Here is a 23,850-nt window from a genome sequence, read left to right as displayed (position 1 = left end):
GTCCTATCCTGCCACCGCCGCGTACCGCTCCGCCGGGTCGCGGATCAGCGACTGCTTCGCCCCGCGGGAGGTGTCGTCGGCGAGGACCTCGTCGCGGTCCTGCTCGACCGCGTCGAACACCTGCGCGGCGACCGACCCGGGGCTGACCTTCGGGGCGTCGACGGCGGCGGCCATGTCGGTGTCGACGTAGCCGACGTGCAGGCCGGTGACGCCGATGCCCTGCGGCGCGAGCTCCAGGCGCAGCGCGTCGCTGGCCGACCACAGGGCCGCCTTCGTCGCGCTGTACGACTGGCCGAGCGCGACCCACGACAGCGCCGAGTGCACGTTCACGATCCGCCCGCCGCCGTTGGCGAGCAGCTGCGGCACGAACGCCCGGGTGACGTGCAGCGGGCCGTAGAAGTTCGTCTCGAACTCGCGGCGCACGTCGGCCAGGTCGCCGGTCAGGAAGCTGGCGCCGACGTAGATGCCGGCGTTGTTGATCAGGACGGTGACGTCGCCGGTGCCGGCGGCGGCCAGCCGGACCGACCCGGGATCGGTCACGTCCAGGGCGACCGCCTCGGCGCCGGGCGTGGTGACGGTGCGCGGGTCCCGGGCGGCGGCGTAGACCTTCCGGGCGCCGCGTGCCAGAGCCTCGGCCACGAGGGCCTTGCCGATGCCACGGTTGCCGCCGGTGACCAGTACCACCGCATCCTCGATCTTCATGTCTGCCTCCGCTGTCGCGTCGCCGCCGGAAACCGATTGGTTTCCGGTCGTCACGGCAACCATAAACCGATCGGTTTACACTTGGGGTGTGACCTCTCCAACACGGGACCGCCTCTTGCGCGCCGCCGCCGACCTGTTCTACGCGGAGGGCGTCGGCGCGGTCGGCGTCGAGCGCCTGTGCCAGACCGCGGGCGTGTCGAAGCGCTCGATGTATCAGCTGTTCGCGACCAAGGACGACCTGGTCGCCGAGGCGCTGCGGGTGCACGGGCCGGCCACCGTCGCGCACTATTTCGCGCCCGGGGACGCGGACCTCACCCCGCGCGAGCGGATCCTGCACGTCTTCGCCGTCCTCGAGGAGCAGGCCACCGCACCCGGCTTCCACGGTTGCCCGTTCGCCAACACGACGATCGAGCTGCACGACGCGGCGCACCGGGCGAGCCGCGTCGCGCTGGAGTTCAAGACGCAGCTGGAGGTGTACTTCCAGCGGCAGGCCGCCCTGCTCGGGGCCCGCGACCCGGAGCAGCTCGGCACCCAGCTGCTCATGCTGTTCGACGGCGCCTCGGTCCGCGCCGTGATGCGTGGCGGCGGGCTCGGCGGCATCGGCAGCCGCACCGCCGCGATGCTGCTGGACGCGCTCGCATGACGTCGCAGGTCATCGACACACCTACCCGCCACGGGTGACGATCACGGCATGACGGCTTACGCGCTCGCCCACCTGCACACGCCCACCATCAACGAGGACGTCCTGGTCTACCTGGAGCGGATCCAGGCGACCCTCGACCCGTTCGGCGGCACGTTCCTCGCCCACGGCCCCGACGTCGAGGTCCGCGAGGGCGACTGGCCCGGCTCGCTCGTGATCATCGCGTTCCCGGACCTGGGCGCGGCCCGGGACTGGTACGACTCGCCCGCCTACCAGGAGATCCTGCACCTGCGCACCGACCACATCGCCGGCTCCGCGATCCTCTTCGACGGCGTCCGCCCCGGCCACGACCCGGCGAGGATGGCCGCCGCGATCCGCGCTGTCACCTGAGCGCACGGCCGGATACAGTTTGCCGCGTGCCCATGGATCGGATCGACACCAGCGTGGCCCACCCGGCCCGGCGGTACAACTACTGGCTGGGTGGCAAGGACAACTTCGCCGCCGACAGGGCCTCCGGCGACGCCATCGCCGCGGCCTGGCCGAGCGCGCCGATCGCCGCCCGGGAGAACCGGCGCTTCCTCGGCCGCGCCGTGCGCTTCCTGGCCGGCGAGGCGGGCATCCGCCAGTTCCTGGACATCGGCACCGGCCTGCCCACCGCGGGCAACACCCACGAGGTCGCGCAGGCCATCGCCCCGTCGGCCCGGGTCGTCTACGTCGACAACGACCCGATGGTCATGGTCCACGCCAGGGCGCTGCTGACCAGCGCGCCCGAGGGCGCGACCGCCTACCTGGAGGCGGACCTGCGCGACCCGGCCCGCATCCTCGCCCACCCCGACCTGCGCGCCACCCTCGACTTCACCGCTCCGATCGGCCTCATGCTCGTCGCGGTGCTGCACTTCATCCACGGCGAGGGCGCCGGCACGCCGATCGTGCGGGAGCTCCTCGATGCCCTGCCCCCGGGCAGCTACCTCGTGGCCAGCAACGCGACGAAGGACTTCCTGCCGCCGCAGATCGCCGCGGTGTACGACCGGATGCTCGCCGCCGGACAGACCGACATCTGGCCCCGCACCCGGGACGAGTTCGGCGCCCTGTTCGACGGGCTGACCCTCGTCGACCCGGGTGTCGTCGCCGTCGACGCGTGGCGCCCCGACGCCGACCGCGACCCGGACCTCACTCCAGCCGACATCTCCGTCTACGGCGCCGTCGGGCAGCTCTAAAGACCATTCGGGGTCAGGGTTTGGGTTGCTCCTTCTTTGTGGGTGATCGCTTTGGCCTGTGGCGGCGGTGTGCTGGGGGTATGCGGTACGGCGATGGCGGTGGTCTGAACTCGGCTGCGCGGGAGCGGCGGGAGTTGGTGCGTCGTCGGGCCGGGGAGCTGTTCGCGGAGGGCGTCACGGCGTTGGGCGTGGCTGCTGCGTTGGAGGTCTCGGCGAACAGTGCGTACCGGTGGCGGCGGGCGTGGGCGGCCGGTGGGGTCGAGGCACTGGCGTCGAAGGGCCCGCCGGGGCCGGACCCGGTGCTGTCCGAGGCGCAGCTGGTCCGGTTGCGGCAACAGCTGGAGCTGGGGCCGGCCGCTGCCGGGTACGGCGAGGATCAGCGGTGGACGCTGCAGCGGATCGCGGCGTTGATCGCCACGATGTTCCACCAGCGGGTCAGCATCGCCACGGTGTGGCAGGTGATGCGCCGCCTGGGCTACACCGCCCAGCTGCCGGTGCATCGTGCTGTGGAGCGTGACGAGCAGGCCATCACGCATTGGCGGCGGCGCCGGTGGCCGGCGCTAAAAGGGTCGCGCGGCGGCTGAGCGCCTGGATCTGTTTCGCCGACGAGTGCGGTCAGACGTTGCGGGCGAGGAAGGCCACGACCTGGGCACCGCGCGGGGGCACGCCGGTGGTGTCGGTGACCGCCGCCGGCAACGTCCGGGTCTCGGTGGCGGGTCTGGTCTGCTACCGGCCCGGTGACCGCTCGCGGCTGATCTACCGCACAATGCTGCACCGGGGCCGCAAAGGAGAACCGAAAGGCTTCCGGGAGAACGACCTCGCCCGGATGCTCGACGCCGCTCACCAGCAGCTTCACGGACCGATCATCCTGATCTGGGACGGCCTCAACACCCACAGGTCCGCCCGGATGCGCACGCTGATCGCCGCCCGGCCATGGCTGCGCGCCTACCGGCTGCCGGGCTACGCCTCCGAGCTCAACCCGACCGAGAAGGTCTGGTCGGCACTGAAACGCAGCTTGGGCAACCTCGCCACCCGGACCGCCACCGCCCTGGAACACGCCGTCAAGAACCGCCTCAAACGCATGCAATACCGCCACGGCCTCTTCGACAGCTACCTCACCGCCACCGGCCTATCCCCACCCAAACCCTGACCCCGAAAGGTCTCTAGCTCGCGCGGCCCTGGCTTACGCGGCCCTAGCTTGCGCGTTGGGCCGTGATCGCGGCCTCGAGGGTGTCATACATGGCGTCGCCGCGGTCGTGGTCGCCGAGGCGGCGGGTGACGTAGGCGAGGCTGTAGCCGAACGACTCGTCGCTGCCGGCGGACGACCCGCCGATGCCGCCCATGCCCAACCAGGCGTCCTCGCGGCGCCAGCCGAGGGTCCAGGTCGCGTCCTGCTCCAGGAGCCGGTCGAAACCGACCGCCTGCGGACCGAGCGCCTCGGCGAGCAGCGGCGCGGGCAGCATGCCGGGCAGCCCCTCGTAGAACGCGGCGAGCCCCCGTGCCGTCGCGTGGCAGTTGACGGCGGGAAGCTCCCCGCCGCGCCACAGCGGGCCGTTGACGACCTCGGTGGCGAGGAGCTCCGCCGGGCCGAGGGCGCGGGACCACAGGTCGCCGTGGCCGCTCAGCTGCCGCTCGGGCCAGTCGGGCGTGGCGTGCTCGACCTCGGCGCACCGCGCGGCGTCCACAGCGGACAGTCCGAAGTGGACGTCGACGCCGAGCGTGCGCACGACCTCGCCGACCGTCTCGCCGGTGGCGCCGCGCAGGATCTCGCCGAGGATGGTCCCGTACGTGAGCGCGTGCTCCCCGAACGCCGTCCCCGGCTCCCACTCCAGCGGCGTGGCCGCGATGGCGGCCGCGAACCGGTCGCCGTCCAGGATCTCGGCGACGTCGGAAACCCGGGCGGCGGGCAGGCCGGCCTGGTGGGACAGGGCGTGCCGGACCGTGGCGGCCGGGTGAGGGAACGCCTTCCAGTACGTGGCGACCGGGGCGTCGAGGTCGATCCTGCCGTCGGCGACCCGGCGCAGCACCGCCATCGCCGCGACCGGTTTCCCCGTGGAGAACACGGTCGACAGCGTGTCCGCCTCCCACGGCCGGGTGCGGGCCGCGTCGGCCCAGCCGCCCCACAGGTCGACGACGAGGGTGCCGCCCACGTGGGCGGCGACCGACGCGCCCGTCTCCGCCCCCGAGCCGAACAGCTCCTCGAACGCCGTCCGGACCGTCTCGAACCCTGGTGCGACGCTGCCGCGCACGATGTCTGCCACGCGCCGCACCTTACCGCCGCGCCGCCGGCGGGTCCGGTCATTTACCCGCGGTCGCCGCGGCCATGAAGGTCACCAGCACGCCCGCGGTCGAACGCGTCGCAGGTGCGGCCCGCTCGCCTCCGGGACCTTGAACGTGACGCCCGGGCTGTGGCTGGGGACGGTGACGGGGCCGTTGCCGTGCCAGCCGAAGAGGTGCTCCACGCCGTCGTGCGGGCCGGCGACGAACCCGTCGAGGGACATCGTCATGTCTGCGATCACCTTGGTCAGGTCGTGGCTCATACCCACAGGTACCGACACGGGAGCGGCTCGGTAGCGGATCTGTTCCCGGGTTGTGCGGATCTCCTACAGTCTTCGTGTGACCGACGTGCCGCCGCAGAGCCCCGACGCCACCGACTCCGGCCCGCCGCGGTCTCCCGGCCAGGCCCCGCCGCCGGTGTGGGCCTCCACCGCCGGCGGCGCGTCAGATGCCCCGGCTGCTCCGGCCGCTCCGGCTGCTCCGGCCGCGCCGGGTGCTTCCGGTGCCGACGATGGCCTGCCGCGGGCGCCGATGGTCGACCCCGGGCCGCCGTGGACGCCGTCGGGCCAGCCGCAGGCAGCCGGCGCGGGGCAGCCGTCATGGGTCACCGCCGGTCAACCCCAGGCCGCCGCCGACGCCGGTCAGCCGGAGTGGGTCACCGCCGGTCAACCCCAGGCCGCCGCCGACGCCGGTCAGCCGGAGTGGATCACCGCCGGCCAGCCGCAGGCCGCCGCCGACGCCGGTCAGCCGCAGTGGATCACCGCCGGGCAGCCGCAGGGCGACGCCGGTCAGCAGGCATGGATTCCCGGCGATCCGGGGCCGGCGCCGCAGCCGTCCCAGCCGTCGCCCGACGGGGTCGACGACGGGCCGCCGCCCGGGCTGTGGCAGAAGATGCGCGCCGACCCCGAGTACGCGCCTGAGCACCTCGCGCTCGAGGCCGTCACCAGGATCGGGCCGAAGATGCTCGTCGAGCTGCGGAAGCTCCGCGCCCAGAACCCGGCCGCGCCGCCGGAGGCGATCGCGAGCATGGTCGTCTACCGGTACACCAACCACGCCAGGCTCTCCGGGGCGGTGTCCGGCGCCGCCGGGCTCGCCGGGGCGGTCCTCGACGTCGGTGTGCTCGCCTGGACCCAGGCGAAGATGGTGCTGCTCGTCGCCGCCGCGTTCGGTCACGACCCCGCCGATCCCGAGCGGGCCACGGAGCTGCTGGTGCTGCAGGGCGTCCACAAGTACACGCAGACGGCCCGGGCCGCGCTGCAGGTCGCCCGCGGGCGGCAGGGCATCGGCACGCTGCTGCCGGACAAGCGCCGACCGATCAACCAGATGCTGCTGACCCTGGGCCTGAAGCTCGCCCAGATGGCCGGGGTCAAGGCCGCGAAGCGGCTGTTCGCGAAGATGGTCCCGGGTGCGGCGATCATCCTCGGCAGCTTCGCCAACGCGGGGGCGACGAAGTCGCTCGGCAAGAAGGCCGTCGAGCTGTACGGCCGCCCGGCGCTGCCGATGCAACGCCCGCCGCTGCAGCTGCCACCGGCGCCGAAGCGCTAGCCGCGGTTCACGCGGTCCGGCGCAGGGTCGCGAAGACGATGACGTTGCCGCGGTACGCGCGCCGCATCCGGTCGAAGGTGCCGCCGCACGTGATGAGCCGCAGCACCGGGCGGTCCGCCGCGCCGTAGACCTCGGCCGAGGGGAACCGCTCCTTCGGGTACTCCTCGACCCGGTCGACGCCGAACACCGCGGTCGTGCCGTCGGCCCGGCGGACGCTGACCTCGTCGCCGGGGCGCAGGTCCCGCAGCTGGTAGAACACCGCGGGCCCGTCCCTGGCCGTGTCGACGTGCCCGAGGATCACCGCCGGCCCGACCTCTCCGGGCGTGGCGAGATGCTTGTACCAGCCCGCGGGCGCGTCGCCCCGCAACGGCGGCACCGCGATCGTCCCGTCAGGGTTGAGGCCCAGCTCCATCAGCGAGGTGCTGACCCCGATCACCGGGATGTCCAGGTGTACGGGCACCGAAGCCCCCATCCCGCCACCGGCCGCGCCGACGCCGGCAGCGGGGCCGCCGGTGGGACCGCCCGTGGTGGCGGTCACGGCGCCGTCACCACCGGCGACCGGACCGGTGGCGGCCTGGCCGGTGGTGGCAGAGCCGGTGGTGGCCGGTCGGGTCGCGGCCGGGCCGGTGGTGGCGCCCGGCGGGCCGGGGGCGCGGCCGGTCGGCGCGGGCGGTCCGGGCGGTCCGAGCGGCACCTCGTCGGCGGCGGCCTGCTGCCCGGGCCGGCGCTGCGGCTCCCGCGCCGGTGCGGCACCGATGACCACGAGCGTGAGCCCCGCGACGGCGCAGACGGCGGTGAGCACGTCGATGATCCGCCGTCGCCGCCGCGGCTCCATCGCCGAGATCCGCTGCCGCATCCGCGAGGCTGCCCGGGCCACCCCGGGCGCGGCGGGTGGTCCGGGCCGCATCTACCGCGGGCCGGACGACGGGCGCAGCCGGAACACCATGAGAGCCGCGGCGGCGAGCAGCAGGACGATGCCGGCGCCCGCCAGAAGCGGATACCGCATGCCGAGACCACCGCCGCCGCCCGTGCCCGGCGCGCCGCTCGGGGTCGTCGCCGGCCGTGCGGTCGCCGTGGCGGTGCCGCCCGCCGCACCCGCGGAGCTGCCCGGCCCGGTGGAGGTCGTGGCGCCGCCACCCGCCGCGCCGGCCGATGAGCCGCCACCGGCGGTGGCGCCTCCGGCGGCCGCGCCGCCCGTGCCGGTCGCGGCGCCGGTGGGGGGCGGGGTCCTGGCCGCGTTGCCCGAGGCGGTCGGGCCGGCCGAGGCGGAGCGGGAGGCGGGCGCGGCGGTGCTCGAGGGGCCCGTGGCGGCGCCGTCGCGGTCGTCGCGGGTCGCCACGCAGTACGACAGCAGCAGCACGAGCAGGACCAGCAACGCGACAGCCGCCACCGTGGCGATCGCCCGCCGTTCGGCGAGTGTGCGCCTGGCGTGAGCTCTTCTCGCGGGTTGGGACATCGAGCCTCCCCTGTCGAAGACGGGATGAGGGTACCCAACCGCCAGCGTCGCATAACCGCCGGTCGATAGCACCTGTCGCCCGGACGTGGGCGAGGCGTCAGACGGTCACCCGGCCGCGCGAGGGCCGCCGCACGGCACACGTGCGGCGGTCCCACAGCACCAGCAGTCCGATCCCGGCCCGCAGCGACACGGCCCCGACCAGCACCCAAGCGATCCACGGCATGCTCCGTTGATGCCCACGCCGTCGATGCGCCAACCGCTACTCGAACAGCGAGTGGTGCCCGCCCCGGGCGTGGCGGCGGCGCTGCACGACGACGAGGTCGACCACGGCGACGGCGGCGAGGAACACGAACGCCCACGCGGGCAGCGGCAGGCCGGCGCGGAAGAACAGCACCGCGAAGACGACCGACGACACCAGGCCGAACGTGGCCAGGACCAGGCGCAGGTTGAGGGGGCTGTACGGGTGCCCGACGGTCCCTCGCCGCCGGGGCGGCTGCGCGTCCAGAGGCATACCGTTCACCTACCCGGCCCGGCCGGTACCGTAACCGCGTGCCGAACCGGGATCGAAACAGGAGCACGGTGTGAGCGGGCGGCTCCGGGAGATCGCCCGGCAGACCGTCGCGATCGCCACCGTCGGCGAGTATCGCAACCAGGCCGGTGACCTCGTCCGCATCGGCCCCGCGGTGACCGCCGCCGTCGCCGGGACCAGGCTGTTCCTGCCGGACGACACCGTGCCCCCGCCGGTGGGCCCGCCCGCGGCGCCCCGCGTCGAGGTCACCGCCGAGTCGACCCTCGAAGCGGCCCGGCGCCTGGCGGCGGAGGGCGACGTCGCGTGCCTGGTGTTCGCGTCGGCGAAGAACCCCGGCGGCGGCTTCCTCGGCGGCGCCGAGGCGCAGGAGGAGAGCCTCGCCCGCGCCTCGGCCCTCTACCCGTGCCTGCGGGCGGCGCCGGACTTCTACGCGTTCCACCGTGAGCAGCACGATCTGCGGTACAGCGACCGGATCGTCTACTCGCCGGGTGTACCGGTGTTCCGCGACGACAAGGGCAGGCTGCTCGACGCGGCGCACCACGCCACGTTCCTGACGGCCGCCGCCCCGAACCTCGGCATGATCCTGCGCAACCAGCCGGACGACGCCGTCGGCGTCCCCGCGGTGCTGCACCGGCGGGCCCGCCGCGTCCTCGCGGTCGCCGCCGCGCACGGGCACCGCACCCTGGTCCTCGGCGGGTGGGGCTGCGGGGTGTTCCGCAACGTGCCGGCCGACGTGGCCCGCGCGTTCGCCGTGGCGCTCGCCGAGGTCGGCGCGTTCGATCAGGTGACCTTCGCGGTGTACGACCGGGCGAAGGGCACCCCGGTCCGCGGGGCGTTCACCGAGGCGTTCGGGAGTGCTCCCGGCCGCCTGTAGAATCAGCGCCCGGATTGGGCGCAATGCAGGAATTGAGTGGATCGATGCTGATATCCGCTCCGGCCCCCGTCAGGTATGTTCCGACGGGCGCACGAGTGGTAGGAGCGGAAATGAGCGTGAACGAGGCCACCCGCGAGGAGGCCGGGCCCACGGTGGACAGGACCGCCGTCCTGGGCTCCTCGCTGCCCCGGATGTTCCTCGCGATCGCCGTCGCGGTCACGGTTGTCGTGCTGGCCGTGACGCACTGGTCGGCGGTCAGCGCGGGCGCCGCCGGGCTGGCCAGGGCCGACAGTGCCTGGCTGGTCGTCGCCGCGCTCGGCACCGCGTCGATCTGGATCGCCGGGACCATCACGCAGATCGGCTCGATGTCGCTGCGCCCGCCGGTCGGCAGGCTCCTGGCGGTCCAGGTGGCGGCGTCGTTCGCCAACCACGTCCTGCCCGCCGGTTCGGGCGGGATGGGGATCAACATCCGGTTCCTGCGCAAGCACGGTCTCGGGCCGGGCGCCGCGGTCGGCTCCGTCGGGCTGAACACGCTCGTCGGCATGGTCACGCACACGCTGCTGCTCGTCGTGGCCGTCGCCGTCAGCCCGTCGCTGGCCCGCGGCATCCAGGTGCCGGGGTCGTGGCGCGAGTCGGCGGCGCGGGCCGCGGAGCCGGCGGGCTGGGTCCTGCTCGCGGTCTGTGCCCTGCTGCTGACCGCGGGCCTGGTCGCCGCCGCGCGTCCCGCGTGGCGCCGCAGGATGGCGGGCCGGGTCGTCGCGGCGGGCCGGCGGGTCGGTGAGGAGCTGCGCCGGCTGTGGGGGGTGCTGCGCGACCCGTACCGGGCGGCGGCGCTGTGGCTCGGGTCGTTCTCCACGCCGCTGCTGCACGCCGTCATCCTCTACGCGGTCCTGCACAGCCTGGGCGTGGCGGTGACGGTCGGGACCGCCGTCGTGCTCTACCTCGTCGTGTCGACGCTGTCGGCGTTCGTGCCGTCACCCGGTGGCATCGGCGCGCTCGACGTCGCCATGCTGGCCGGACTCACCGCGATCGGCGTCTCGTCCGCTGTCGCGCTCGGTGCGGTGGTGGGGTATCGGCTGATCACCGTGTGGGTGCCGCTCCTGCCCAGCGCGTTCGTCCTGGCGGTCCTCCTGCGCCGCCGCATCATCTGACCCGCGCCGCCACGCCACGACGCGCTCGTGCGGCGGTGCCGCGCCGCCCGGCCCGCGCCGCCACGGCACGGTGCGGTCCCGCGGCGGCGCCATGTCGTCGGCGGCCCGCCGCCACGGCAGGGTGGTGAAGCGGGCCGGCAGTGGTGGCAGGGCCGGGGCGAGCGCGACCGCGGCGAGGCCGACCACGACCCCGGCGACGACGTCGAGGACCCAGTGGTTGGCGGTGACGACCACGACGACCGCGGTGATCGAGGGGTACACGTAGCACAGCGCCCGCCCGCGCCGCCCCGCCAGGAGCGCCGCGGCGACGCACGCGGTCCACACCGCCCAGGCGAGGTGCAGCGACGGCATCGCCGCGTACTGGTCGGCGGGCACCTGGCCGCCGTGGTCGAGGCTGAACCCGGCGGCGGCGATCGTGTCGACGTAGCCGCCGCCCGGCATCAGCCTCGGCGGCATCACCGGCAGCAGGTAGAAGACGGTCATCCCGGTCACGTTGGTGATGACCAGGGCGTTGCGCATCGGCCGGTAGAGCTCCGGCCCGGCGATGTAGCACCAGACCAGGACCGCCAGGGACACGCCGATGTGGGCGAACTGGTACCAGTACACCGCGGCCAGGGCCAACGGCGGATGGTCGGTCAGCCACCGGTTGGCGGCCAGCTCCCAGTCCAGGTGCAGCAGCCGCTCGATCGACAGCACCTCGGCCCCGTGCCGGTGCGCGGGCGCCTCCCGCACCGCGGCCAGGGAGCGGATCAGGTCGTACACCTTGACGAGCAGCACCACGATCAGCAGCTCGCCGAGCACGTTGGGCCGGCGGCGCTTGGTGGCGGGGATCGTGGCGGGACGGTCCGTGAGCGTGCCGGAGCGCAGCGGAGGAACGCTCACCATGGGCGCAGGTTCTGGCTCAGGCCGACGCTGGAGCGCAGCGGAGGCGGCGGCGGCGGCGTGCCGGAGCGCAGCGGAGGTGGCGGCGGCGTGAGCGGGCGCAGGGTCACGCGCGGGCGCCGATCGGTGCCCGGTGTGCCGCGGCGAGCTCATACAGCCCGGTGGTCTTCGCCAGGACGTCCGGCCACGCGACCGGCGGCGCCGTGGCCAGGTTGTGCGCGGCGATGCGGCCGCGCCGGTCCGGATCTGTGGCGAGCGCGGCGATCGCGTCGGCCATCGCGGCGTCGCTGTCGACCAAGACACCCTCCCTGCCATCGGTGATGAGCTGACCGATCCCGCCCTCGGCCCGCGCGACCACGGGAAGCCCAGCGCACCGCGCCTCCAGCGCCGCGATCCCGAAGGACTCCAGGATGGCCGGCGCGACGAACAGGTCACCCTGCGCGAACAGCGACCTGATCTGTGACCGGGACAGCCTACCGGGCAGGCTCACCCATCCGGTCATCCCGTGTCTGCGCAGGTAGCGCTCCATCGCCGGGCGGCGCGGGCCGTCGCCGGCGATGACCACCCGCAGGCCGGCCGCCGCCGGCAGCGACAGCCGGGCCCGGCGCAGCATCCGCAGCAGCTGCAGCGGCCGCTTGCGGGCGGCGAGGCGCATGACGGCGACGACGAGCACGCCGCGGGGGTCGGTGGGGTGCGGGTCGACCCGCCACCGGTCGGCGTCGATGCCGTTGGGCAGCACGTGCACCTCGGCGGGCCAGACGAGCCGGCGCAGGGGCGCGGCCGCGACGTCGCTGACCGCCGTCCACACGGCCGGCCAGGCGGACCAGCCGGAGACGGTGTCCAGCGCGCGGAACGCGTGCTCCAGGTGCGACAGCAGCGAGTGGATCGTCACCACGGTCGGGACCCGGTCGGCGAGCGACGCGGCGGCGTAGGCGAGCGGCGAGGCCGGCCCGGCGTGCACGTGCAGCACGTCGTACCGGCCGGACAGCAGCAGCGACCTGCCCGCCCGCAGGACGGTGGGGCGCACCTCGGCGGGCAGCCAGAGCCGCTCCGACAGCCGGTGCACCCGCGGCTCACCGTCCGGGGAGGGGCGGGTGGCGCCGGTGGGGCCGTCGGGGGTGGTGGTGACGATCTCGACGTCGTGACCGGCCGCCTGCTGCCGGACGGCCAGGTCGTGCACGTGCATCTCGATCCCGCCGAGGCGGGGGAGGTAGAAGTCGGTGATGTGCGCGATTCTCATGAACTTCGGCTCCGAGGTGGTGACGGCCGGTGCCCGGGGTGAGGTGGGAGCATTGGCCGGTGCCGTACACGATGGTGTCGTTTCATGCGCATCCGGACGACGAGGCGTTGCTGACCGCGGGGACCCTGGCCCGGGCGGCCGCCGAGGGGCACCGTGTCGTCCTGGTCGTCGCCACCGCCGGTGGGGCCGGGCTGGCGTCCTCGGCGGTGCTGGCGGAGGGACCCCTGGCCCGGCGGCGCTTGGCCGAGCTGGACGCCTCCGCGGCGGCTCTCGGCTGCGCCCGGGTCGAGTGCCTCGGCTACGAGGACTCGGGGATGGCGGACGCCCGCTCGGGGGCCGACGGCTCGTTCGCCGACGCGGACGTGCGGGAGGCGGCGCAGCGGCTCGCCGCGCTGCTGGAGCAGGAGCGCGCCGACGTGCTCACCGTCTACGACCCGGCCGGCGGCTACGGCCACCCCGACCACGTGCAGGTGCACCGGGTCGGGACCCTCGCGGCGGAGCTCGCGGGGACGCCGGTCGTGCTGGAGGCCACCGTCGACCGGCGGCTGCTGCAGCGGGCGCTGCGGGCCGTGCACTGGCTGCCGGGCGTCCCGGCGGACTTCCACCCGGCCCGGTTCGCCGGAGCGTTCGCCGACCCGGAGCGCATCACCCACCGTGTCGACGTGCGCCGCTTCGCCGGTGCCAAGCGGGCGGCGATGGCCGCGCACGCGAGTCAGGCCGGCGCCGACACGGGACGGCGGACGCTGGCGATCCTGCAGAAGCTGCCACGGCCGTTGTTCCGGGTGCTGATGGGGCGCGAATGGTTCGTCCAGCACGGCCGGACACCGGCCCGTCCCCTGGTCGACGACGTGTTCGCCGGTCTGCGGGACGACCGGTGAGCCGTTTCCCCGAGCAGGCAAATGCGCCCCCGATCGTCGATCGCGCCGTATGGTGCGTGGACACGGGCCGCTGATGCCGCAACCAACGATCAGCGAACCGCTGGGGAATTGTAGGTGGTCTTCCGGCGGTTCAGGGGGCAGGCACACCCCCTGATCGTCACGTTGTGCTCAGATGCGCGGCCCGGATGCCGATCGGTGCGGGGTGGGGTCGCTGCGCCGGTCGATGATCCTCGCCCGGGACAGGGTGGCCGCGACGCGCGCCGTCGCGTACTTCCTCATGGTCGGGGGTGCGGTCGTCGGGACCTGCGCGGTGCTGATCCCGGGGTTCGCCGGGAGCACCGCGGGCATCGTCTCGACCCTGGTGACCGCGGTCGCGATGATCGGCGCCGGGGTGTGCTGCCGGCTGGTGCCGGACCGGGTGCCGGAGCCGTTCTGGGTGGTCGTGCCGGTGCTCGGCGTGCTGATCGTCGGCGGGCTGAACCTCGCCACCGAGGACGTGAGCGTCAGCGCGCACCTCTACTACCTGTGGCCGCTGCTCTACGCTGCGACGTTCCTGCGGCAGGACGTCGCCTACGCGCTGCTGGTGGCGGCGAGCCTGACCGACGCGGCGACGACGTTCACGCTGCAGCCGGTCAGGGTCGGGCTGCCCGACATCGCGGCGCTGGTGGCCGCGTACTGCCTGCTCACCGTCGTGGTGACGAAGCTGCGCGGCCGGGCCGACGCCCTGGTGGCGATGCTGGAGCAGCAGGCGCTGAGCGACCCGCTGACCGGGCTGCCCAACCGGCGGGCGTTCGACCGGGACCTCACCGCCGCGCTCGACGCCGCCCGGCTGACCGGGACGGAGTACTGCCTGCTCATCATCGACGTCGACCATTTCAAGACGATCAACGACACGTGGGGCCACGCGACCGGCGACGCCGTCCTGGTCCAGGTGGCGTCGGCGCTGCGGGACACCGGGCCGGGGTGGGCGAGGGCGGCCCGGCTCGGTGGGGACGAGTTCGCCGTGCTCGTGCGGGGTGACGTGGCGGAAGCGCAACGGATCGCGGTGGCGGCGCGGGCCGCCGTGGCCGGCATCACGGACCTGCCCGACGGGCTGCCGACGCTGAGCATCGGCCTGGCGTCGACCCGGTCGGCGGTCACGGAGCCGGACGCGCTGCTCGCCGCGGCCGACCGCGCCCTGTACGACGCGAAGGTCCGCGGCCGGGACAGGGTCTCCACCGTCGAGACCGCCCCGCGCCGCCGGGCCGGAGTCCCGAACAGGTAGCCACCCGTCCAGTTCCGTCCTATTGACACGCCCCGATCCCGACCCGATGCTGTGAGAGCGCTCTCAGCAAAGAGTCTTTACAGAGCGCGCGGCGGACCACACAACGTCGCGACAGTCCTGCCCGGCCGCCACCGGGGAGCACGCCGGGCTGTCCAGCGGAACTGAGGAGCCACCTTTGCGCACCATGTCCAGGCTGCTACGCGCGGCCGCAACCCTCCTGCTGGCCCTGCCGGCCGCGCTCGTCGGCGGCACCGCCGCGCAGGCGATCGGGCCGAGCCTGCTGCCCATGACCGTCACCAACTCCACCGGTCGCGGCGACGCCGTGTACCTCTACGTGCTCGGCGTCAACCTGGCCACCGGCCGGCTCGGCTACGTCAACGGCGCCGGCACGTTCAACAACTGGCCGGCCGGCGGGCAGCCGCCCACCCCGGCGCCCGACGTGTCGATCGCCGGCCCCGGCAACGGCGGCACGAAGACCATCCAGATCCCGCGCGGGCTGTCCGGCCGGGTCTACTTCTCCCTCGGTGCCCGGATCAACTTCTTCCTCACCCCGGACGGCCTGGTCCAGCCCGCGCCGTGGGCGGGTGGGGACTCCAACCGCGACATCCTGTTCGACTGGAGCGAGTTCACCTACAACGACGCCGGCCTGTGGCTCAACAGCTCGCAGGTCGACATGTTCGCCGTCCCGCACGCCGTGACCGTCACCGGCGCCGCCGGCGCCACGAAGCGGACCGGCGACCTCGTCGCCAACGGCCGCGACGCGGTGATCAACGGCATCAAGGCGCAGCCGGGCTGGGGCGGCTCGGTGTACACCCGCGGCGACGGCACCGTCCTGCGCGTCCTCGCGCCGGGCAAGGCCGCCGAGGCGGGCGGGTTGAGCGCGACATACCTCGACTCGTACATCAACAGCGCCTGGGGCGCGTACGCGAGCAAGACCCTCACGGTCGTGCCGTTCGGCGACCAGCCGAACACGAAGTACTTCGGCCGCACGTCCGGCACGACCATGAACTTCACCAACAGCGCCGGGCAGCAGGTCGCGTCGTTCCAGCGGCCCGCCAGCGCCGACGTGTGGGGCTGCGCCGGCCGGCTCGCCGCACCCAACGACCAGGTCGTCGGGCCCATCTCCCGTACCCTGTGCGCCGCCCTCAACCGTGGCACGCTCGGCACGATCGACACCCAGCCGAGCACCAACGCGGCGGACTTCTACAAGAACAACCCGACCAACCAGTACGCCAAGATCATTCACGCGAACATGGCCGACGGCAAGGCGTACGCCTTCCCCTTCGACGACGTGGGCGCCTTCGAGTCGCTCGTGCACGACGGCGACCCCCGCGCCGCCGGGATCGTGCTGACCCCGTTCAGTGGCGGGAGCAACCCGCCGCCGACCGGCAACCGCATCATCAGCAACATGAACAGCAAGTGCGTCGACGTGCCGTCGTCGAACTTCACCGACGGCAACCAACTGCAGATGTGGAACTGCAACGGCACCGGCGCGCAGAACTGGACCTTCAGCGGCGACGCGATCCAGGCCGGCGGCAAGTGCATGGACGTCGCGGCCGGTTCCCTCGCCAACGACGCGAAGATCCAGATCTGGACGTGCAACGGCAGCGGGGCGCAGCGCTTCACGCTCAACGGCGCCGGTGACATCGTGAACCTGCAGTCGGGCAAGTGCCTGGACATCCAGTCGTTCAACGCCAACGACGGGGCCAAGCTCATCCAGTGGACCTGCACCGGCAGCAGCAACCAGAAGTGGCGTCGCGGCTGACGCTCCCGGAACGTGCCTGAGGCGGTCGTTTCGCGGCCGCCTCAGGTGTGCGTGGGGCCCGGGGCCCACCCCCGGGGGTCGGCGCGGTCCCGGCCCGCCAGCCGAGACCACGCCGTCTACCGGTGGAACGTCAGAACGTGCCGGCCGTGTTGCACTTGGCCTTCTGCACGATGCAGTCCTTCACCCGCTGGCCGAGGGCCACGTTGTCCCAGGCGAAGAAGTTGTCGCCGTGCATCGACGACGCCATGCCGGACGCGAGGGTGTAGCCCGCCGCGCTGCCGTGCGTGTTGTAGTCGATGACGAACGAGATGTTGGGGATCGCGACCGGGAACGCCCCGCCGCACTTGCCGTTGACCAGGTTGGTCGACACGTGCGACTTGTGGTCTGGGCTGTCCAGGTTCACACCGTCCCAGCAGTCCTGGAAGGTCAGCTGGAAGGTGAGGTTGGCGGTCTGCGCGCAGACCGGCCAGTTGCCGTCGGCGCTGCGGCCGATCTCCCCACCCGGGCCCGCGCACCAGAACTGACCGGGTGCGCCGGACGGTGTCGCCACCTGCCGCTTGGCGTCCCCGGCGATCATCCGGAAGCCCTGCGGGAACGGCACCGTCGCGGTCGGGTCCTGCAGGCGCGAGCCGTAGTACACGGTCACGCCCTGCGGCTCGATCGCCACGCCGTTCTGGTAGAGCGTCGGGATCCAGTAGGCCGAGTGGTCCAGCGCGGGTCCGCAGCTCGACGCCGTATTGGCCAGCAGCGACTCGGTGGTGGTGTTGGCGTTGGTACCGCGGTTGCCCAGGAAGCTGTGCATGTGCGACGCGCCCGGCAGCCCCGGGAAGACGATCGGGTCGTCCTTGAACGAGTGGCTGTAGGTGCACGCCGCGTTGAACTCCGAGACCCGCACGGCGTTGGCCGGCGCCGGGTGCATGGGCAGCGCGTTGAACTGCGCGAGCTGCGCGGCCCACTTCGCCTGGTCCATCTTCACCCAGCCGGTGCCGGACGGCGCGCTGGTCGTCGGGGTCGGCTGGGCACCGCCGGTGCCGAACACCTGGAACTCCCACAGCGACGCGCCGTACTGCGTCGCACGCGCCGTGGTGTTCAACTTCACGTACCGCCCGGAGGCGGCCACGTTGAAGGTCTGCGTCCCACCGGTGCCGTTGACGGTGGTGTTGATCGTCGTCCACGAGGTGCCGTCGGCCGACGTCTGGATGGTGAAGTTCTTCGCGTAGGCGGTCTCCCAGATGATCACCACTTTGTTGATCGCGGCGGTCGAGCCCAGGTCGACCTGCAGCCATTGCGGGTCGCTGAACGCGCTCGACCACCTGGTGCCGAGGTTGCCGTCGACCGCGGCGGTCGCCGGGGTGCCGGCGTTCTCGGTCGACGACGCCGTGACCGGCCTGCCCTGCGACAGCGGGGTCTCGGCGGCGTCGGCGGTCTGCAGTGCCTGGGCGGTGAGGAACGTGCCGACCAACGCGGTGAGCGCGGCGCCGAGCACCAGGGTGCGCAGCCGCGTTCTGCCCGCGAGGGCGTAGTTGGACATGACGGGTCCTCCGGTTCTGCGGGTACGGCCGGGGGCGGGGTCCGACCGGCACCGGCCCGTGGCAGCGGGCCGGTGATCTTGCCAGAGAGCGCTCTCTGTCGTTTCACACTGGACCCCGAACTCGATTCGTGTCAATGGATCCGGACAAATGGGAGAGCGCTCTCCAAGAATCCGTTTTCCCGCAGGCCGCACCGTGTGCACGCCTCCGCCCGTGTACGACCGGCCCGCGGCACCCGTGGCGAGGGAGCGCTCTCCGCGACGTTGCCCGGCTCGGCGACCCTCGCGGTGAGCGGCAGTCGCAGCTGGACAGCGTCGCCGCGTTCGACCTGTCCGCGCTGCCTGAGGGCGAACAGGTCCGCACGCTGCTCAGCGAGGCACTGCGGCACTCCCTGGCCGCCGACCGCGGCTTCGTGCTGTGGGGGCAGGCCGTGCAGGACGGCGGCTGCGACGGCGGCGGCCGCGCCGACTACCAGGCCGACTACCGGGAGGCGCAGCGCCGGTCGCGGCTGGCGAGCGACGCCAAGGCCCGCTTCCTGGCCGTCTGGAACCCGGTCGCCACCCGCAACGGCCTGCGCGACCGCTCATCCACCGAGATCTGACCGGCTCCGGCCGGGGATCGTGCCGCGCTCCACGACGTCCCACCGCACGTAGCGGTAGCCGGGCCCGAACGGCACGTGGTCGAGGAAGTCCTGCTCGCCGCCGTACCGCTGCACCGCCGCGGGCCGGATCCTGTCCGGGTACTCGTACCCGGGGTACATGACCCAGTGCTCGACATAGACCGACGCCCCGGGTCTGCGGGCCACGAAGATCTCGCCGACCTTCGTGCCGTCGGCGTGGAAGATCTCGTGCAGCGGATAGCGGCCCTGCGCCGCGAGGGGTGCGGCGCAGACCCGCGTCCCGGCCGCGTTCACGGAGCAGGTCACCTCCATCTGCGCCGCCGCCGGCGACCCGGTGAGGAGCCCGGCGACGGCCACGATCCCGGTCAGCAGCGCCACGCGCCGCCTTACGTTTCCTGCGTGTCTGATGGTCATGCCGCCATCATCGGAGCCGCCGCACCGCCGCCGGATCCGTAGAACTACGGGCGCGCGCGGGACCGGAACCCGACAGGGCGAGGGCCATGACGAGGGCAGGGGAGGGCCCGGCCGTCGGTAGCGTACATCGACGTATCCGAAATCGTCGATAGGAGACACGGTATGACGCGCTTCAGGCGTGCACTGATGTCGATGACGCTCCTGGCCGGTCTGGCCGGCGCCGCCGGCGTCGGCGCCCCCGCCGCGGCGGCGGCCGGGGCGGACATCCGCGACCAGCTCGAGGCGGCCCCGGGCGTGACCGTCCTCGAGGAGCAGCCGGTCGCGGCGCCCTACCGGTTCTTCGTCCTGAGCATTACGCAACCGGTCGACCACCTGCGGCCCGGGGCCGGCACCTTCCAGCAGCGGTTCACGATCCTGCACCGGGGCACCGACCGGCCGACGGTGCTGCACACCACCGGCTACAACGTGCCCACGTACGCGTTCCGCTCGGAGCCGACCCGGCTCGTGGACGGCAACCAGCTCTCCGTCGAGCAGCGCTTCTTCACCCCGTCGCGGCCCGACCCGGCGGACTGGTCGAAGCTCACGATCTGGCAGGCCGCCACCGACCACCACCGCATCGTCGCGGCGCTGAAACCGATCTACGCGAAGAAGTGGCTGTCGACCGGCGCGAGCAAGGGCGGCATGACCTCGATCTACCACCGCCGCTTCTACCCGTCCGACGTCGACGGCACGATCGCCTACGTCGCCCCGCAGGACGTCGTCAACAGCGAGGACTCCGCGTACGACCGCTTCTTCACGAAGGTCGGCACCGCGCAGTGCCGGGCCGCCCTCGACGCGATCCAGGTCGAGGCGCTGCGCCGCCGCGGCGAGCTCGTCGCCCGCTACGAGGCGTGGGCCGCGGCGAACGCCCGCACGTTCACGACCATCGGCAGCGCCGACCGCGCCTTCGAGTTCATGGTCAACGGCACGACATGGGCGTTCTGGCAGTACAGCCTGGCGAGCGACTGCGCCGGCGTGCCACCGACGACCGCGTCCAGCGACGACCTCTGGGCCTGGCTCGACGAGATCTACGGCGTCGACTCCAACACCGACCAGGGTGTCGGCCCCTACATCCCGTACTACTTCCAGGCCTCCTACCAGCTCGGCTACCCGGACGTCTCGCTGCCGCACCTCGCCGGCCTGCAGCACTACCGCGGCCAGGACCGCGCGCAGTCCTACATCCCCCGCGACCTCGTCCCGCACTTCCAGCCGCTCGCGATGGGCGACGTCGACGTGTGGGTGAAGCTCTTCGGCCGCCGCCTCCTCTTCGTGTACGGCCAGAACGACCCCTGGGGCGCCGAACCCTTCCGCCTCGGCCCTGGCACGAGGGACTCCCTGTCGTACACGGCACCCGGCGCCAACCACGGCGCCAACATCGCCAAGCTCACCTCGGCGGAGGCCGCGACCGCGACGTCCGCCGTCCAGCGCTGGGCGGACGTCACCGCCGCCGCGTCCCTCACCACGGCCCCGTCCTACATCCCGTCCCTCGACGACCGCGACCCTGCCCTGGACCGCCGCTTCGCCCTCCGGTAGCCCCACGAGCCCGTCCCGCTGTGCGCGGGACGGGCCGAGGCCCCGCTCCCTGGGGCAGCCGGGGAGCGGGGCGCACGTGGGCGGGTCTCAGGACGCGGAGGGGGTGGGTGCGGCGGTCGTCGGGGCCGGGGCGCTGGGCGAGGGGACCGGTCCTGGGCCGCGGTTGCCGTCCTGGCCGGGGCGGACCCGGCGAGGGTCACCGTCGCGGCCGGGGGCTGCAGGTCCGCCGTTGCGGCCAGGGCGTTCGTCGCGGGTGATCCGGCCACGGTCGTCGCCGCGGTGGCCGTCGCCGACCACCGCGGCCCCGACGGCGACCACGCCCGCGCCGAGGCAGCAGCCCAGCACCAGGCCGGCGGCGCCGACGAGCAGCGGGACCCGGACCCGGGACTCCCGCAGGCGGCCACCGGCCGCCCGGATCCCGCCCGCCGGCGGCGGCGGTGCGGCGTGCGCCGCCGGGATCGTTGCGGCCGGGCCCGCCGACGGCGGAGGCGGCGCGGCCCACACCGGCTCACCGGGGCTGCCGTGCGCCGGGTCGCCCTGCGCCGGGCCACTGTGCGCCGGATCGTCCTGTGCCGGGCCGCTGTGCGCCGCGGTGTCGTGGGCCGGGGTACGCACCGTCGGGTCGTCCCGGGTCGGGTCGGCGGCGGGCCGGTCCGGATCGTCGGGCAATGGCTTCGTGTCGCTCATCAGAGGTCCTCCAGTGCGGGGCGATGTCGTGGCCGACGCCGCCAGCATCTGCCCCGCACCTAAGAGGGCCGGTCCGCGTGACTAAGAGTTCGATGAGAAATCTGCGAGGGCCTCCCGGGCCTCGGCGAGCACGGCGTGTGACGTCGGGGTGGTCAGGACGTGTTCGAGGGCCGAGCGGTGCGCGACCCGCAGCGCGTCACCGGCTGGGACGGTGACGTCGGGGGTGACGCCGGTGCCTTCCCAGTTGGTGCCGGTGACCGGGTTGATCGAGCGGGCGATCGGCACCGCGACCTCCAGGGCCGGCGAGACGGGGAAACGGTCGGTCGGGTGGGCGCCGCCGCGGGTCACCTCGCCGACGAGGGTGGCCCGGCGCAGCGCCTGGAGGTTGTAGGCGAACTCCTCGCCGGCGGAGAACGTGAAGTCGCTGGTCAGCACGTACACCGGACGGTCCAGGTAACGCGGGCCCGGCACATACGCGAGGGTCCAGAACTGCCGGGTCGTGCCGGTGCGGCCGTCGTAGATGTCGTTGAGGTGGGTGTCGGAGTCGGGGAACAGGTAGCTGTGCCACAGCTGGACGCCGTCGGGGTCGCCGCCCTTGTTCCGGCGCAGGTCGAAGATGAGGGCGCCGGTGTGGGCGACGAGCAGCATCGCCGCGGTGACGGCGGGGCCGCCGGTGCCGGGAGACGCCACGCCGCGCAGGTCGATGTAGCCGACGTTGCCGTCGAGACGCCGGACGGCGGCGATGTGGTGGTTGCCGAGCCGCTGCGCCTCCAGCCAGGCGGCCTCGGCCTCCTCGGGTGTGGTCGCGGTGCGGTGGTCGGGGGAGCGGACGAGCAACCGCAGGTGCCTGTCGCCACTGACCTCGTGGAACACGGCGGTGACCCGCGCCGCGAAACCCTCGACGTCGAAGCCGCCGAGGTCGCCGATGCCGTCGGTGTTGCCGGGGCTGTCGGCGTTGCCGGCGTTGCCGGGGCCGTCGGGGCTGTCGGCGTTGCTGGCGTTGTAGAAGCCGCCGGGGTTGCCGGTGTTGTAGAAGCGGTCGAGGTTGTCGGGGCGGTCGGGGCTGTCGGCGTTGCCGGGGTCGTCGGCGTTGCTGGCGTTGCCGGGGTTGCCGAGGCCGTCAGGGGTGCCGAAGCCGCCGAAGCCGTCGGGGGTGCGGGCGTCGTCCGGGTTGCCGAGGTCGTCGAACTCGCCGGCGGCGGTCCGGCGCTCGATCGCCGTCGCGACCTCGGCGGCGACGGCCGGGAAGATGTAGTGCTTGCGGACGAGGTCGAGAATGTCGTGCAGCAGCTGATGCATGGGTGGTCCCTTTCGCACTCAGATCACTGGTCCGAACAGGCCCAGGTGTGAGCGACGCCGCGAACGGTCAGCGGCGCGAGGTGACACCCGGGCGGTCATGGATGCGGGCCACGGCGTCACCTCCCCTGAAAGAAAACCAGAGCGAGTATCGCACAGAGGTCAGACAAAATCTGGAAGCCGACCGGCGACCTCGGTGGGCGACGGCATCCGGGCGATCTCCTCGGCGAGCACCCGCGCCGCGTCGCGATGGCCGCCCCGCCCGGACAGCAGTGTGAGGACCTCGTCGGTCACCGCGGCGGCGGTCACCTCGCCCGGCGCCAGCCGCAGCCCCGCGCCGCAGGCGGTGACAGCGTCCGCGTTGGCGTGCTGGTCGGCACCCTGTGGCAGCAGCAGCTGCGGTACGCCCGAAGCGAGCGCACCCAGCGTCGTGCCGCTGCCGCCGTGGTGCACCACGACATCCGCGTGCGGCAGGACCGTGGCCTGGTCCACCCACGCCTGCACGGTGACGCCGGCGGGCATCGAGCCGAGTTCCTGCGGGGGCACCCGGCCCGCGGCGACGACCACGGTGAGGCCGAGCCGGGTCAGCCCCTGGACCGCGGTGGCGAGCAGCTCCGCGGTGCCGAACGCGGTCCCCAGGGTCAGATACGCCAGGGTGCCCGGAGGGCGGGCGAAGGCCGGTGCGGGCTGGGCGTACATCTGCGGCCGCAACACGATCCGGTCGGCTGTCGCGAGGAAGTCCTTGTCCTGCAACGAGGGCGGGCAGATGTCGAGGTGCGGGCGGCCGGGCGCCTCGTCGACGCGAGTCGGGATCCGCAGGCCGATGCCGTCTGGGAACAGCCGGCCGAAGCCGTGCCACAGTCCGGGGATGCCGGCACGGTACGCCGCGGCGGCCGCCCCGGGCACGCCCCAGCCGTGCACGACGAGGTCGGGGCGCAGCCGGTCGAGCTCGGGCGCGAGGTCCTCGGCGTAGATCTCGTAGAAGGCGTCGGCGGGCCGGAACGGGCGCAGCCCGTGCGCGTCCAGCGCGGGGTGCACGGCCTCGCCGGCGGCGAAGTGCACCTCGTGCCCGGCGTCGCGGCAGGCGATCGCCAAGGGGACGAGGGGATAGATGTGGCCGGCGGAGCCGAGGCCGGCGAAGAGCACGCGCACCAGCCCACCTTGCCAGTTGACGGCCGCGCCGAAAAACATACACTCCAAGTGCATATACTCCGCCGGATTGTAAGGAGTGGCATGAGTGGTCTGGAGCGCAGCGGAAGAGCCGCGAATCGGCATGGCAGTTTTGGCTCAGGCCGACGGTGGAGCGAAGCGGA

General features: G+C 73.4%; 26 protein-coding genes and 1 pseudogene. 13 read left to right on the top strand and 14 right to left on the bottom strand.

Features of this window, described 5'->3' with window-relative positions:
• Positions 1-3: 3 nt before the first annotated feature.
• Positions 4-702: an SDR family oxidoreductase gene (locus tag ABZS58_RS10845; protein WP_354779937.1), complete on the bottom strand. Its 699-nt coding sequence runs from the start codon at positions 700-702 to the stop codon at positions 4-6.
• An 88-nt stretch (positions 703-790) separates the two neighbouring features.
• Between ABZS58_RS10845 and ABZS58_RS10840 the strand changes: the two genes are divergently transcribed.
• From ABZS58_RS10840 to ABZS58_RS10820, 5 genes are all read left to right on the top strand, one after another.
• Positions 791-1,345 (top strand): helix-turn-helix domain-containing protein, encoded by a 555-nt coding sequence (locus ABZS58_RS10840; RefSeq protein ID WP_354779935.1) that lies wholly within the window; start codon positions 791-793, stop codon positions 1,343-1,345.
• Between the two features lie 48 nt (positions 1,346-1,393).
• Positions 1,394-1,732 (top strand): DUF1330 domain-containing protein, encoded by a 339-nt coding sequence (locus ABZS58_RS10835; RefSeq protein ID WP_354779933.1) that lies wholly within the window; start codon positions 1,394-1,396, stop codon positions 1,730-1,732.
• Between the two features lie 32 nt (positions 1,733-1,764).
• Positions 1,765-2,559, top strand: a complete 795-nt coding sequence (locus ABZS58_RS10830) for an SAM-dependent methyltransferase (RefSeq protein WP_354780155.1) — start codon at positions 1,765-1,767, stop codon at positions 2,557-2,559.
• Positions 2,560-2,639: 80 nt separating this feature from the next.
• Positions 2,640-3,143, top strand: coding sequence for a winged helix-turn-helix domain-containing protein (locus ABZS58_RS10825; protein WP_354779931.1), 504 nt, complete (start codon positions 2,640-2,642; stop codon positions 3,141-3,143).
• Positions 3,110-3,709: a transposase gene (locus ABZS58_RS10820; RefSeq protein ID WP_354779929.1), complete on the top strand. Its 600-nt coding sequence runs from the start codon at positions 3,110-3,112 to the stop codon at positions 3,707-3,709. The genes ABZS58_RS10825 and ABZS58_RS10820 overlap by 34 nt, the downstream gene beginning before the upstream one ends.
• A 43-nt stretch (positions 3,710-3,752) precedes the next feature.
• Here ABZS58_RS10820 and ABZS58_RS10815 read toward each other — a convergent pair whose 3' ends face one another.
• Both ABZS58_RS10815 and ABZS58_RS10810 read right to left on the bottom strand, forming a co-directional pair.
• Entirely contained in the window at positions 3,753-4,820 is a 1,068-nt protein-coding gene (locus ABZS58_RS10815; RefSeq protein ID WP_354779927.1) for a serine hydrolase domain-containing protein, read from the bottom strand.
• Between the two features lie 69 nt (positions 4,821-4,889).
• Complete coding sequence (locus tag ABZS58_RS10810; protein ID WP_354779925.1) at positions 4,890-5,066, bottom strand: hypothetical protein; 177 nt, start codon at positions 5,064-5,066, stop codon at positions 4,890-4,892.
• Positions 5,067-5,175: 109 nt separating this feature from the next.
• On the opposite strand from ABZS58_RS10810, the gene ABZS58_RS10805 reads away from it, so the two are divergent.
• Entirely contained in the window at positions 5,176-6,381 is a 1,206-nt protein-coding gene (locus ABZS58_RS10805; protein ID WP_354779923.1) for an EcsC family protein, read from the top strand.
• Positions 6,382-6,388: 7 nt separating this feature from the next.
• Here the strand turns inward: ABZS58_RS10805 and ABZS58_RS10800 are convergent, their stop codons facing one another.
• The 4 genes from ABZS58_RS10800 to ABZS58_RS10785 all read right to left on the bottom strand — a co-directional run bounded on the left by ABZS58_RS10800 (position 6,389) and on the right by ABZS58_RS10785 (position 8,348).
• Positions 6,389-7,237 (bottom strand): class F sortase, encoded by an 849-nt coding sequence (locus ABZS58_RS10800; RefSeq protein ID WP_354779921.1) that lies wholly within the window; start codon positions 7,235-7,237, stop codon positions 6,389-6,391.
• Between the two features lie 51 nt (positions 7,238-7,288).
• Positions 7,289-7,837 (bottom strand): hypothetical protein, encoded by a 549-nt coding sequence (locus ABZS58_RS10795; RefSeq protein WP_354779919.1) that lies wholly within the window; start codon positions 7,835-7,837, stop codon positions 7,289-7,291.
• A gap of 97 nt (positions 7,838-7,934) precedes the next feature.
• Positions 7,935-8,060, bottom strand: a complete 126-nt coding sequence (locus ABZS58_RS10790) for a hypothetical protein (protein WP_354779917.1) — start codon at positions 8,058-8,060, stop codon at positions 7,935-7,937.
• A 36-nt stretch (positions 8,061-8,096) separates the two neighbouring features.
• Positions 8,097-8,348 (bottom strand): DUF6343 family protein, encoded by a 252-nt coding sequence (locus ABZS58_RS10785; RefSeq protein WP_354779915.1) that lies wholly within the window; start codon positions 8,346-8,348, stop codon positions 8,097-8,099.
• A 70-nt stretch (positions 8,349-8,418) separates the two neighbouring features.
• Between ABZS58_RS10785 and ABZS58_RS10780 the strand changes: the two genes are divergently transcribed.
• Together ABZS58_RS10780 and ABZS58_RS10775 are read left to right on the top strand one after the other, a co-directional pair.
• Entirely contained in the window at positions 8,419-9,240 is an 822-nt protein-coding gene (locus ABZS58_RS10780; protein ID WP_354779913.1) for a TIGR02452 family protein, read from the top strand.
• Between the two features lie 110 nt (positions 9,241-9,350).
• Positions 9,351-10,391 (top strand): lysylphosphatidylglycerol synthase transmembrane domain-containing protein, encoded by a 1,041-nt coding sequence (locus ABZS58_RS10775; RefSeq protein WP_354779911.1) that lies wholly within the window; start codon positions 9,351-9,353, stop codon positions 10,389-10,391.
• 162 nt (positions 10,392-10,553) lie between these two features.
• Here the strand turns inward: ABZS58_RS10775 and ABZS58_RS10770 are convergent.
• Both ABZS58_RS10770 and ABZS58_RS10765 read right to left on the bottom strand, forming a co-directional pair.
• A pseudogene (locus ABZS58_RS10770) lies at positions 10,554-11,276 on the bottom strand (phosphatase PAP2 family protein); the annotation flags it as partial.
• A gap of 103 nt (positions 11,277-11,379) precedes the next feature.
• Entirely contained in the window at positions 11,380-12,513 is a 1,134-nt protein-coding gene (locus ABZS58_RS10765) for a glycosyltransferase family 4 protein (RefSeq protein ID WP_354779909.1), read from the bottom strand.
• A gap of 59 nt (positions 12,514-12,572) precedes the next feature.
• On the opposite strand from ABZS58_RS10765, the gene ABZS58_RS10760 reads away from it, so the two are divergent.
• The 3 genes from ABZS58_RS10760 to ABZS58_RS10750 all read left to right on the top strand — a co-directional run bounded on the left by ABZS58_RS10760 (position 12,573) and on the right by ABZS58_RS10750 (position 16,420).
• On the top strand, positions 12,573-13,391 hold the full coding sequence (locus ABZS58_RS10760; protein WP_354779907.1) for a PIG-L family deacetylase: 819 nt from the start codon (positions 12,573-12,575) through the stop codon (positions 13,389-13,391).
• A 172-nt stretch (positions 13,392-13,563) separates the two neighbouring features.
• Positions 13,564-14,655: a GGDEF domain-containing protein gene (locus ABZS58_RS10755; protein WP_354779905.1), complete on the top strand. Its 1,092-nt coding sequence runs from the start codon at positions 13,564-13,566 to the stop codon at positions 14,653-14,655.
• Between the two features lie 175 nt (positions 14,656-14,830).
• Positions 14,831-16,420: a beta-1,3-glucanase family protein gene (locus tag ABZS58_RS10750; RefSeq protein WP_354779903.1), complete on the top strand. Its 1,590-nt coding sequence runs from the start codon at positions 14,831-14,833 to the stop codon at positions 16,418-16,420.
• Positions 16,421-16,550: 130 nt separating this feature from the next.
• Here ABZS58_RS10750 and ABZS58_RS10745 read toward each other — a convergent pair whose 3' ends face one another.
• Positions 16,551-17,951, bottom strand: coding sequence for a DUF1996 domain-containing protein (locus tag ABZS58_RS10745; RefSeq protein ID WP_354779901.1), 1,401 nt, complete (start codon positions 17,949-17,951; stop codon positions 16,551-16,553).
• 134 nt (positions 17,952-18,085) lie between these two features.
• Between ABZS58_RS10745 and ABZS58_RS10740 the strand changes: the two genes are divergently transcribed.
• Positions 18,086-18,550 (top strand): hypothetical protein, encoded by a 465-nt coding sequence (locus tag ABZS58_RS10740; protein WP_354779899.1) that lies wholly within the window; start codon positions 18,086-18,088, stop codon positions 18,548-18,550.
• Here the strand turns inward: ABZS58_RS10740 and ABZS58_RS10735 are convergent.
• Complete coding sequence (locus ABZS58_RS10735; protein ID WP_354779897.1) at positions 18,533-18,982, bottom strand: hypothetical protein; 450 nt, start codon at positions 18,980-18,982, stop codon at positions 18,533-18,535. The genes ABZS58_RS10740 and ABZS58_RS10735 overlap by 18 nt on opposite strands.
• Positions 18,983-19,144: 162 nt before the next feature.
• On the opposite strand from ABZS58_RS10735, the gene ABZS58_RS10730 reads away from it, so the two are divergent.
• Positions 19,145-20,554 carry a S28 family serine protease gene (locus tag ABZS58_RS10730; RefSeq protein ID WP_354779895.1) on the top strand — a complete coding sequence of 470 codons (1,410 nt, stop codon included), beginning with the start codon at positions 19,145-19,147 and terminating at the stop codon, positions 20,552-20,554.
• An 87-nt stretch (positions 20,555-20,641) separates the two neighbouring features.
• Here the strand turns inward: ABZS58_RS10730 and ABZS58_RS10725 are convergent, their stop codons facing one another.
• From ABZS58_RS10725 to ABZS58_RS10715, 3 genes are all read right to left on the bottom strand, one after another.
• Positions 20,642-21,241: a hypothetical protein gene (locus ABZS58_RS10725; protein ID WP_354779893.1), complete on the bottom strand. Its 600-nt coding sequence runs from the start codon at positions 21,239-21,241 to the stop codon at positions 20,642-20,644.
• A gap of 81 nt (positions 21,242-21,322) precedes the next feature.
• Positions 21,323-22,540, bottom strand: coding sequence for a S41 family peptidase (locus ABZS58_RS10720; RefSeq protein WP_354779891.1), 1,218 nt, complete (start codon positions 22,538-22,540; stop codon positions 21,323-21,325).
• Positions 22,541-22,699: 159 nt separating this feature from the next.
• Complete coding sequence (locus ABZS58_RS10715; protein WP_354779889.1) at positions 22,700-23,689, bottom strand: nucleotide disphospho-sugar-binding domain-containing protein; 990 nt, start codon at positions 23,687-23,689, stop codon at positions 22,700-22,702.
• Positions 23,690-23,850 lie beyond the last annotated feature (161 nt).

It is taken from the genome of Dactylosporangium sp. NPDC005555 (genome assembly GCF_040605635.1).
Classification (GTDB): domain Bacteria; phylum Actinomycetota; class Actinomycetes; order Mycobacteriales; family Micromonosporaceae; genus Dactylosporangium.
Note: the sequence above shows the minus strand (reverse complement) of the source record. Positions and strands in the feature narration are given on the sequence as shown.

Bases quoted from the DNA above. Each gene is read 5' to 3' on its own strand.
- ABZS58_RS10845 (WP_354779937.1), bottom strand. From the start codon at position 702: ATGAAGATCGAGGATGCGGTGGTACTGGTCACCGGCGGCAACCGTGGC.
- ABZS58_RS10835 (WP_354779933.1), top strand. From the start codon at position 1,394: ATGACGGCTTACGCGCTCGCCCACCTGCACACGCCCACCATCAACGAG.
- ABZS58_RS10830 (WP_354780155.1), top strand. From the start codon at position 1,765: ATGGATCGGATCGACACCAGCGTGGCCCACCCGGCCCGGCGGTACAAC.
- ABZS58_RS10825 (WP_354779931.1), top strand. From the start codon at position 2,640: ATGCGGTACGGCGATGGCGGTGGTCTGAACTCGGCTGCGCGGGAGCGG.
- ABZS58_RS10810 (WP_354779925.1), bottom strand. From the start codon at position 5,066: ATGACGATGTCCCTCGACGGGTTCGTCGCCGGCCCGCACGACGGCGTG.
- ABZS58_RS10800 (WP_354779921.1), bottom strand. From the start codon at position 7,237: ATGCGGCAGCGGATCTCGGCGATGGAGCCGCGGCGGCGACGGCGGATC.
- ABZS58_RS10795 (WP_354779919.1), bottom strand. From the start codon at position 7,837: ATGTCCCAACCCGCGAGAAGAGCTCACGCCAGGCGCACACTCGCCGAA.
- ABZS58_RS10790 (WP_354779917.1), bottom strand. From the start codon at position 8,060: ATGCCGTGGATCGCTTGGGTGCTGGTCGGGGCCGTGTCGCTGCGGGCC.
- ABZS58_RS10785 (WP_354779915.1), bottom strand. From the start codon at position 8,348: ATGCCTCTGGACGCGCAGCCGCCCCGGCGGCGAGGGACCGTCGGGCAC.
- ABZS58_RS10775 (WP_354779911.1), top strand. From the start codon at position 9,351: ATGAGCGTGAACGAGGCCACCCGCGAGGAGGCCGGGCCCACGGTGGAC.
- ABZS58_RS10765 (WP_354779909.1), bottom strand. From the start codon at position 12,513: ATGAGAATCGCGCACATCACCGACTTCTACCTCCCCCGCCTCGGCGGG.
- ABZS58_RS10755 (WP_354779905.1), top strand. From the start codon at position 13,564: ATGCGCGGCCCGGATGCCGATCGGTGCGGGGTGGGGTCGCTGCGCCGG.
- ABZS58_RS10745 (WP_354779901.1), bottom strand. From the start codon at position 17,951: ATGTCCAACTACGCCCTCGCGGGCAGAACGCGGCTGCGCACCCTGGTG.
- ABZS58_RS10740 (WP_354779899.1), top strand. From the start codon at position 18,086: ATGGATCCGGACAAATGGGAGAGCGCTCTCCAAGAATCCGTTTTCCCG.
- ABZS58_RS10735 (WP_354779897.1), bottom strand. From the start codon at position 18,982: ATGACCATCAGACACGCAGGAAACGTAAGGCGGCGCGTGGCGCTGCTG.
- ABZS58_RS10730 (WP_354779895.1), top strand. From the start codon at position 19,145: ATGACGCGCTTCAGGCGTGCACTGATGTCGATGACGCTCCTGGCCGGT.
- ABZS58_RS10725 (WP_354779893.1), bottom strand. From the start codon at position 21,241: ATGAGCGACACGAAGCCATTGCCCGACGATCCGGACCGGCCCGCCGCC.
- ABZS58_RS10720 (WP_354779891.1), bottom strand. From the start codon at position 22,540: ATGCATCAGCTGCTGCACGACATTCTCGACCTCGTCCGCAAGCACTAC.